Source organism: Armatimonadota bacterium, from assembly GCA_020354555.1.
In the GTDB taxonomy this organism is placed as follows: domain Bacteria; phylum Armatimonadota; class Hebobacteria.
The window spans coordinates 216,213-225,591 of the sequence record CP070648.1; the positions used below are offsets into that span (position 1 = coordinate 216,213).

Genomic DNA, 9,379 nt, shown 5'->3' on the forward strand with positions numbered 1-9,379 from the left:
CGCTTCGCATCGTCAGGCTCCTCTCGAGCGTGGTCCAGCCGCAGAGTCTTGGCTTTTTCCTGGCCGAGACGGTCCAGGTAATCCATTCGCCGTCGGACAACGTCTAACCTCAGGGCGCTTGGCGCTGCGGCAGTCCGTCGGGTATAATCGTACGAGGAGGAGTACGAGGTTTGTCTCCGAGACAACGAGCGAGACGCCGTCTGGCATGGCGCCTGATCACGGTCGCGGCGTTCATGGTGGTCGCCCTCACGGCGCTGCTGGGTGGTGTGGTCGCCGGAGTGTATTCGAGCATGATGGAGGTGCTCCCTGCTCCGGGCGACATCACCGGCATCCGGCCCGCCGAAGGGGCCAAGATCTACTCGGGCGACGGCGTCCTGCTCGGGCGGGTCGCCAAGGAACACCGCGAGTTTCTATCCGTGACTGAGATCCCCACGGAACTCCAGCTCGCATCCATCGCCGTCGAGGACCGGCGGTTCTATCAGCATCACGGCGTAGATCCGAAAGGGATCGTAGCCGCCATTCGCGACAACGTTCTCGGTGGGCGTATCGTGCGCGGCGCCAGTACCATCACGCAGCAGCTTGCGCGGAACGTCTACCTCAGCCCCAAGCGCACCTTCGGCCGCAAGCTCCAAGAGATGATCCTCGCGCTCCAGATCGAGCGCACGTACTCGAAGGAGGAGATCCTCGAGCTGTACCTCAACCAGATGTACTATGGCAATGGCGCCTACGGCGTGCGCGTGGCTGCCGAGACGTACTTCGACAAGCCGGTGCAGAAACTCGACCTCGCACAGTGCGCCTTGCTCGCGGGCATTCCGCAGCGGCCCAACGACTTCAATCCGTTTCTCGACCCCGACGCCGCCACGGTCAGGCGCGACGAAGTGCTGCGCAAGATGCGCGATGAGGGATACGTCACCGCGGCGGAGGCGGACAAAGCGGTAGAGCAGCCGCTTGGCCTGGGAGAGCCCAAGCGACCGCTCGGGTTGAGCGAGTACAAGGCGCCCTACTTCACGAACTACGTCTTGCACGAACTGGTGCAGGAGCACGGCGCCGACGCCATCTACCGCGGCAACCTGAAGATCTATACGACCCTTGACTGGAAGATGCAGGAGGCGGCGGAGCGCGCGGTGCGCGACGGCGTCCGCAGAGCGAAGCCCTTGCACGTCAGCGAGGGCGCGCTCATCGCGCTGGACTACAGAACGGGCGCGGTCAAGGCGCTCGTCGGCGGGCTGGATTTCAATAAGGATCAGTACAGCTGCGCGACGCAGGCGCGACGGCAGGCAGGCTCGGCGTTCAAGCCATTCGTTTACACCGCGGCCATGGACGCCGGCTTCACTCCGGACACCATTATGGTGGACGAACCGGTCAGCTATCGAGGCGCCGGCGGCAAGCCATGGCGGCCGAAGAACGCCGACCGCAAGCACCGCGGCTCCATCACGCTGCGCAACGCGCTGGTGCATTCGGTGAACGTGATTGCCGTCAAGCTCGCGGACGAGGTGGGCATAGACAAGGTTGTGGCGTGTGCCCATCGCATGGGGATACGTGATCCGCTCGACCCCTACCTATCCCTGGCGTTGGGCACATCTGGCGTGACTGCGCTCGACATGGCCAGCGCCTTTGGCGTTTTTGCCAACGGAGGGCGCAGGGCGGAGCCGCGAGCGGTGGAGCGAATCACCGACTTCAACGACAGCGCTCTCGTGACCTATCGGCCCGAGACGCATCAGGTTCTGTCCGAGGCGACGGCTGCCGTGATGGACGACATCCTCCAGGACGTCATCAGGCGCGGCACCGGCCATCGCGCGCGCATCAAATGGCACGCCGCGGGCAAGACCGGCACCGCGAGCGATTACAAGGACGCATGGTTTATCGGCTACACCAACGAGTTGGTGTGCGCCGTCTGGGTCGGCAACCGCGACAACAGCCCCATGCGCCGCGTCTTCGGCGGTACCGTGCCGGCTCCGATCTGGGCGGACTTCATGACCCAAGCGATGCAGATCATCGAGAAGCGTAATCCCGCGAGGGCGCGTCGTGACGAGGAGCGCCCGGCACGGCAGGAGCCGACTACGCGAGAGGGCGAGCCCGAAACCGGACCGGTGCGCGTCCGCGTCTGCCTGGACTCCAACAAGCTCGCCCGACCCGAATGCCCGAACACAGGAGTCGTCGAATATCCGCCCGAGCAGCGAGGCGCGGTCCCGCGGGTATCGTGTGACCTGCACGGCCCCGGGTCACAGGGCGCGCCCGAGGTGGCCGGCGCCATCACCCTCAGCGTGTGCTCGGAATCGGGCAAGCTCGCGACGGAGCACTGCCCGAGCGTCGTCAACCGGCGCTTCGCCCCGCGGGACGCGCCGACCACGAGTTGCAGCATCCACAAGCCCCCGCCCGGGAGCGACCTGGACGAAGTGCTGTGGTGAGAGCGGGCTAGGCCGGCTGTTGTGGCGGACGTGTTCGGGTGCAGTCGCCTCGCAGCCCTCGGCGGCAGGCCGCTGCGACCCGCGCGGCAGTGCCGACGCGAATCGGCCTCGCCGCATCAGCGACCTGGGCGCCTCGGCAGGTTGCGGCGTCGTGACATCGAATTGGAGCGCCGAGGAATTCCGGCATGGCCGACCGCACCCCCTCTCGCGACTTATCTCGGCTGCTGACGCGCAGGGCCGAAACCATGACATCCTTCCTGGTCATGGACATCCTCGAAGAGGCCCTCGCTCTCGAGCGCCAGGGAGAACACATCATCCACCTCGAGGTGGGCGAGCCCGACTTCCCTACGCCCGCCTGCATCGTAGAGGCGATGAATCGAGCCATCGCCGCCGGACACACGCGCTACACGCACAGCATGGGTATAGCCGAGCTGCGCGAGGCCATCTGCGAGCGGTATCGCGAGCACTACGGCGTCGAGGTCAGGTGCGATCAGGTCGTTATCACCTCGGGCACCTCCCCCGCCCTGCTGCTGGCGCTGGCAGTGCTGGTCGAGCCGGGCGACGAGGTCATCATCAGCGATCCGGGCTATGCCTGCTACCCGAACTTCGTCGAACTGCTGGGCGGGCGGTGTGTGTTCTTCCCGCTCTCGGAAGCCGACGGGTTTCAGTACGACCCGGCGCGGGTCGCAGAGCATATCACGCCGCGCACGAAAGCGATCATCGTCAACTCGCCCGCGAATCCCACCGGCGTCGTCCTCGAGGAATCGGTGCTCGGGGAACTCGCCGCTTTGGGGCCGCCGGTCATCTCCGACGAGATCTACCACGGGCTGACGTACGGCGTCGAAGCGCAGACCATGCTGCGATTCACGGATCGCGCGTTCGTGCTCGACGGCTTCTCGAAACGATATGCGATGACGGGCTGGCGACTCGGATACGTGGTGGCGCCGCCGATGTCCGTGCGGGCCATTCAGAAGATCCAGCAGAACCTATTCATCTGCGCCAACTCCTTCGCCCAATGGGCTGGCGTGGCCGCGATTCGCAGCGCAGACGCAGAAGTCGAGCGTATGCGTGGCACCTATGACGAGCGCCGGCGCTACCTCGTCCCCGCTCTGCGAGAGCTGGGCTTCGGGGTGAGATCCGAACCGAGCGGTGCGTATTACGTGTTGGCGGACGCGCGGCGGATGTGTGACGATTCGGTGGCGTTCGCTCGCGAACTGCTGCAACACGCCAAGGTCGCGGTCGCGCCCGGGGTGGACTTCGGGCGCAACGCTGAGGGGTATGTGCGCTTCTCCTACGCCAACTCGCTGGACAACATCCGCGAGGGAGTCGCCCGCCTGCGGGAGTATCTCGGCTCGCGCGGCTGATGTGGCCGGCGACCATCAGCAGGCGTAGCATTGCCGCGACAGGCCGGCATCCCCACGAAACAGAATCTTCGAGCGGCGGGTTACCACACCTGGCTCGAATCAGGATCGGAGAGGTCGCTTCGATGCCCAATCTGAACCGCGTAGTCCCTCGAATGCGCAGCGCTCTGGTTGCCGCGGCGTTGGTCGCACTATGCGCGAGTTGTGCGCTCGCCGCCGGGGTGACGGAAGTCTGGCGCATTGACCGCGACCCGACGGAGCAGAGCCCGGCCAACATGCCTGTTCTCGCAGGGCCCGTGGCCTACGCGCCGATGGTCGGCGACGTGCCCCGCTTTCTCGCCGTGGTGCTGGGTCAGCGGCTGATAATCAGCGATGGGTCGGGCCGGCAAGTGTGGTCGCTGGATCTCGAGGGCGACGCGCAGGGGACTCTCGCCGTCGCGGACGTGGACCGCAACGGGCACGCCGAGCTGCTCGTGGCGCTTGACGACGGAGTGCTGTGCGTGCGCGCCGACGGCACCATCGCATGGCGCCGGGCGGTCGAGGACATGATCGGTTCGGCGGTCTGCGCCAACCTGATCGGCGACGAGCGGCTGGAGGTGCTGGCGGCCGACGGCCACGGCGGGCTGACATGCCTCGGCCCCGATGGCCGGGTCCTGTGGCATCTGCTGGCCGAAAACGCGCGGCGGCCGGTTGACAAGGACCCCTTCATCTCTCGCTTCAACTGGAACTTCGAGCGTTACCTGAATCGCGACGCGACGTGCGCGCCTGCCGCGGGTGACGTGGATGGCGACGGCGCCGCGGAGATCCTGTTCGTCACGGAGCCGGGTTATCTCTATTGCCTCTCAGGCCGCGGCGACTGGAAGTGGCAGTTCAAGGCGGGTGCCGCATGCTACGGCGCGCCCGTGATCGCGGATCTGGATAACGACGGATCCGCGGAAATCATCGTGGGCAGCGATGACCGCCATCTCTACATTCTGCGCGGCGCGACGGGTGAAACGCTCGCCACCGTGCCCACAGAGTGGGGAGTCACACCCAGCATCGCCGCCGCCGACTTGGACGACGACGGCACTGCCGAAATCGTTTTCAGCGACGGCCGCGGCGTTCTCTACTGCTGTGACGCGACGGGCGGCGAGCGTTGGCGTCTGCCGTTCAAGCCGGAATCGCGGACATCGGACCACGGCGACGAAGCTATCGCGCCACCGGCCATCGCCGATGTGGACGGCGACGGGGCGCTGGAACTCGTCTTCGGCATGAAGCGCCGGGAACTGCTGTACGTGATCAGCGCCGGCGGGGGAATTGAGGCGACCTACACTCTCGAGACGGGCAAGCCGGTGCTCCTGGCGGACAGCGGAATGACGGACACTGCGGTCGTGGCTGACCTTGATGCCGACGGACGGTTGGAGATCGTCGCGGCCACCAGGCTTTTCGCCACGTGCTGTGTGCGCGCCGGAGGGGCGGCCGATGTCCAGGTCGCATGGGCTGGAGCGCGCGGCAACGCGGAGTTGACGGGATGTGCGCCGGAGCAGCGCGGCGGGGCGACGCCGTCTGACCTGCAGCGAGCACGTGGCGCACAGACCGGTGCCATCGCCCTGTCACACGACGCGGCGTCGCTGGTGGACGGCGTGCTGACGGCCGGGGTCGGCCGCCCCGCGGATGTGCCCGCCGTGCTGCTGACCACGGTCCGCACGACGTCGGGCGCCCGCGAGCTTCGCATTGACCAAGTGCTGACGGAAGACGATGTGTTCGGCATCCCGTTGCCGGTCGCGGATAACTGGCCGACGGGCGTGCAGTGCGTGGAGGTGAGTGTCCCGGACGGGCGGGTCATGGCGGCCGCATCCGCGGACATCTCGTTGTCGGCCGTCAGTGCCTGCAAGCTGGTGCACGAGGATGCGCTGTCCATGGCGGATCTCTCCATTCGGCAACTTCATCTGAACTGGCCGAACAAGGTCGCCCTCGCGGCAGCGCGAGCGGCGGCGGTCCCGGCGGGGACCGGTGAACCGGCATCCCCGCTGGATTGGGCCCGACGGGATCTGCGAGTCGCAGCAGAGTTGCGGGCCCTTACAGGCGCGGTCGAGCGACAGCGCTCGCAGAGCGGCACCGACGCTCTCGTGACGTGGGCCGCCAACCCATGGGATTCCTTCGATCCCGGCAGTGCGTGGCTGGATGCGGAATCGCCGGTCTCGGCGGCGCTGGCCGTTTCGCTCTACCAGGGCGAATACGAGGCGGCCGCGGCGAATCTGCTCAATGTTTCGGCGCAGCCGCTGGAAGTGAGGGTGGCGGCGGCTGACTTGGTCGCAGAAGATGGGACGACGCTTCCGGCGGGCGAGCATCTCGTGTTGCGCGAGACGACGATGGTGCCGCGACATGCAGGTGACCGCGTCGGCGACGCGTTGGTGTCGCTCGGTGAGGCGGGCATCATTCGCATCGCGCCGATGCGCGCGGCGCAGTTGTGGGTCACCGTGAGGAGCGGACAAGCGGCTCCAGGCCTTTATGAGGGGAGGATCACCCTCACTGAGATGACGCCGGATGGCAAGAGCGCCGTCGTGCCGCTGCGGGTGCGCGTGTGGCCTATCGCTCTGCCCGAGAAGTCGCCCGTGCGCTTCTGCACCTGGGCATATCTCGACAACAGCGCCTTCGCCGACCGGATCGACGCGGCGATGGCTGACCTGGTGGCGCACAAAAACACGGTGTTCACCGTATCCGGCGGCGTCACGATTCCGTACGACGATACCGGGGAAGTGCTCGAGCCGGACTGGGATGCGCTGGACACGCAGCTCGACCGGTACGCCGGCCACGGCATCATCCTTATCAACGAGCCGGGCCTGAAGTTCGTCGGACAGGGCGCCGCGCCGCCGGAGGCCGAGCAGGGAGCGCATACGCGCGCCCTGAGGCTGCTCGCCACGCACCTCGCCGAGAAGGGGCTGGATTACTCGGACTGGGCGATCTACGTCACGGACGAGCCGGGGCTCGAGCATGGGCCGCGAATCGAGTACCTCATCGAGCACGGGCGGCGGATCAAGGCGGCCGACCCTCGCATCCGGAACTACACCGACCCCATCGTGGTAATGAGCCGGGAAGATCTCCGCCGCGCCGCGCCGTACGTGGACATCTGGTGCCCGGAGCAGGATTCCTTCTATCGCGTTTGGGGGCCGACGCCTGACATGTATCCCGAGGAGCGGCTGGCGATCATGCGCGCCGACAGCCCGGAGGTGTGGACATATGAATGCTTCCCGCGCGTGAAGCGGATATCACCGCTCGGCTATTACCGTCACCAGGCGTGGTTGGGGTGGCAGATGGGCCTCAATGGCCTGGGGTTCTGGACCTACTGCACGAGTCCCGACGACCCGTGGACGCCGACGAAGGACGAATACCTGCTCGTGTATCCCGGGCGGGACGGACCGATCCCCAGCAAGCGCTGGGAGGCCTGCCGCGACGGGGTCGAGGACTACGAAGCCCTGTGGCTGGCTCGCCGGGCGGTAGAAGACGCAGTCTCGCGCGGGGAACCGGGCGCGCGAGATGCTCGAGCCGAGATTGACCGCCTGGTTCGAACCGTAATCGAAGAGCGGGCCGTTTGGCCCGTGCTGCAGGATGCGCGGGAGCGCATCGCGGAGATGACTATGTCCTTGCTGGGGCCTCGGTAGGCTCCGAGCGGCGTAAGGGAGCGGAACGATACAGATGTTCGCAGATGGCACGGCGTGCCGAAGTGGCCGCACTGGCGGCGAGAATTGGTTCAGAAATAAAGGAAGGAAAGCGCGCGTGGAGCGCGAATCAAGGTGTACCAGCGCGGGTCTGTGAAGGACAGCACAAGCGGTCTGTGAGTCGGTTCCGAGGGACAGGCCCGGCGCGGCTGGCAGCCGATTGCGCCAGCCGGACAGACAAGCCGGCACCGTGTGCCGGCTGATAATATCGGCGACTTCGTGCACAAATGCACAAGCATGGGCTTGGCTCCATGAAGGGGCTGGCTCGGGTGGAGGGATCCATGAAGGAAGTCGTAATCGTTGATGGCGTTCGCACCGCGCAAGGTACGCTTGGCGGCGTGCTCAAGGACGTTCCCGCACATCGCCTCGGCACGACTGTTACACAAGCCCTATTGGAGCGCAGCAAACTCGATCCCGCGATTATTGACGAGGTGGTCTTCGGGCACTGCATCCAGACCAGTGACTCCCCCAACACCGCGCGGGTCGTTGCGCTCAATGCGGGTATCCCGTTCCACGTGCCCGCGTGGACCGTACACCGCAACTGCGCGTCCGGGGCGCAGGCCGTAGCCGACGCCTACAAGTGCATTCAGATGGGTGAAGGCGAGATCTACATCGCCGGCGGGGTCGAAAGCATGAGCAACTCGCCCTATGTCTCGCGCGATACCCGCTTCGGCAAGCGCCTGCGCCACGCGGAGTTGATAGACTCCTTGTGGGAAGGACTGACCGACCCGGTCTGCAATCAGATCATGGGGCGCACGGCGGAGAACCTCGCCGAGGAATTCGACATCACCCGCGAGGAGCAGGACCATTTCGCCGTCCGCAGCCACAAGCTGGCGTTCCGCGCGACTCGCGAAGGCAAGTTCAAGGATGAGATCGTTCCTGTCACCGTGCCCAAGAAAGTCGCGGGGCGAGAAGTGCCGCCGGATATCATCACCGAGGACGAAGGCATCAACGTCGCCTTGACGGAGCAAATGCTGTCGTCCTACCCGGCGGTATTCAAGGAGGGCGGAAGCGTGACCCCGGGGAACGCGTGCCCGATCAGCGACGGCGCGGCGGCCTGTCTCATCATGACCGAGGAGAAGGCGAAGGAACTCGGTTACAACGAGCCCCTGGGCTACATCCGTTCGTACGGATTCGCAGCTGTGGAACCGGAGCGCATGGGGGTCGGGCCCACCAAGGCCGCGCCGCTGGCTCTCGAGCGTGCCGGGCTGAAGCTCGAGGATATGGACCTGATTGAGCTTAATGAGGCATTCGCGGCGCAGGTCATAGCGTGTGACCGGATTCTGCATCTCAACATGGACATCACGAATGTCAACGGCGGCGCGATTGCGCTCGGGCATCCGGTGGGGTGCACGGGAGCGCGCATCGTCATCACGCTGCTCAACGAGATGAAGCGCCGAGGCGCCCGATACGGCCTGGCCACGGAGTGCGTCGGCGGCGGCATGGGTGGCGCGATCGTCGTCGAGCGGAAATAGGCGGGACGGCGCGGGCCTGCATGGACCGTTTAGGCGCGTTCCGCGGGACGTGAGTACAGGGACTCGAAATCCCAGGAGGTAGCCATGTATATCTACAAGGCAGCGGTTGTAGGTGCGGGAGCAATGGGCGCGGAGATCGCGCAGACCATCTCTTTCTCCGGTCTGCCGGTGGTGATCAAGGACGTCAATCAGGAACTGGTGGACAAAGGCATTGAGAAAGCGCGGTCGATCTACCAGCGGCGGGTTGATCGGGGCAAGATGTCGGCTTCCGATGTGGAACCGAAGATGGCGCTCATTTCGGGTTCCACGACGTACGACGGGTTTGGGGATGTTGACATCGTCATCGAGGCGGTCCCCGAGAAGATGGACCTGAAGAAGAAGATCTTCAAGGAGCTCGAGGAGGCGACGCCGGAGACGTGCATCCTCGCCAGCAACAC

5 protein-coding genes are annotated in these 9,379 nt (G+C 65.8%); all 5 read left to right on the forward strand.

Going from position 1 to position 9,379, the window contains the following annotated elements; genetic code table 11:
- Positions 1–170 precede the first annotated feature (170 nt).
- Positions 171–2,408: a penicillin-binding protein 1A gene (locus JSV65_00870; protein UCH34936.1), complete on the forward strand. Its 2,238-nt coding sequence runs from the start codon at positions 171–173 to the stop codon at positions 2,406–2,408.
- A 185-nt stretch (positions 2,409–2,593) separates the two neighbouring features.
- Entirely contained in the window at positions 2,594–3,772 is a 1,179-nt protein-coding gene (locus JSV65_00875) for a pyridoxal phosphate-dependent aminotransferase (GenBank protein ID UCH34937.1), read from the forward strand.
- Between the two features lie 122 nt (positions 3,773–3,894).
- A complete protein-coding gene (locus tag JSV65_00880; protein ID UCH34938.1) occupies positions 3,895–7,410 on the forward strand; it encodes a VCBS repeat-containing protein in 3,516 nt (1,171 codons plus the stop codon).
- Between the two features lie 338 nt (positions 7,411–7,748).
- Positions 7,749–8,942: a thiolase family protein gene (locus tag JSV65_00885; protein ID UCH34939.1), complete on the forward strand. Its 1,194-nt coding sequence runs from the start codon at positions 7,749–7,751 to the stop codon at positions 8,940–8,942.
- 84 nt (positions 8,943–9,026) lie between these two features.
- Positions 9,027–9,379, forward strand: a 353-nt coding sequence (locus JSV65_00890; protein UCH34940.1) for a 3-hydroxyacyl-CoA dehydrogenase, incomplete at its 3' end; no start/stop codon positions are given.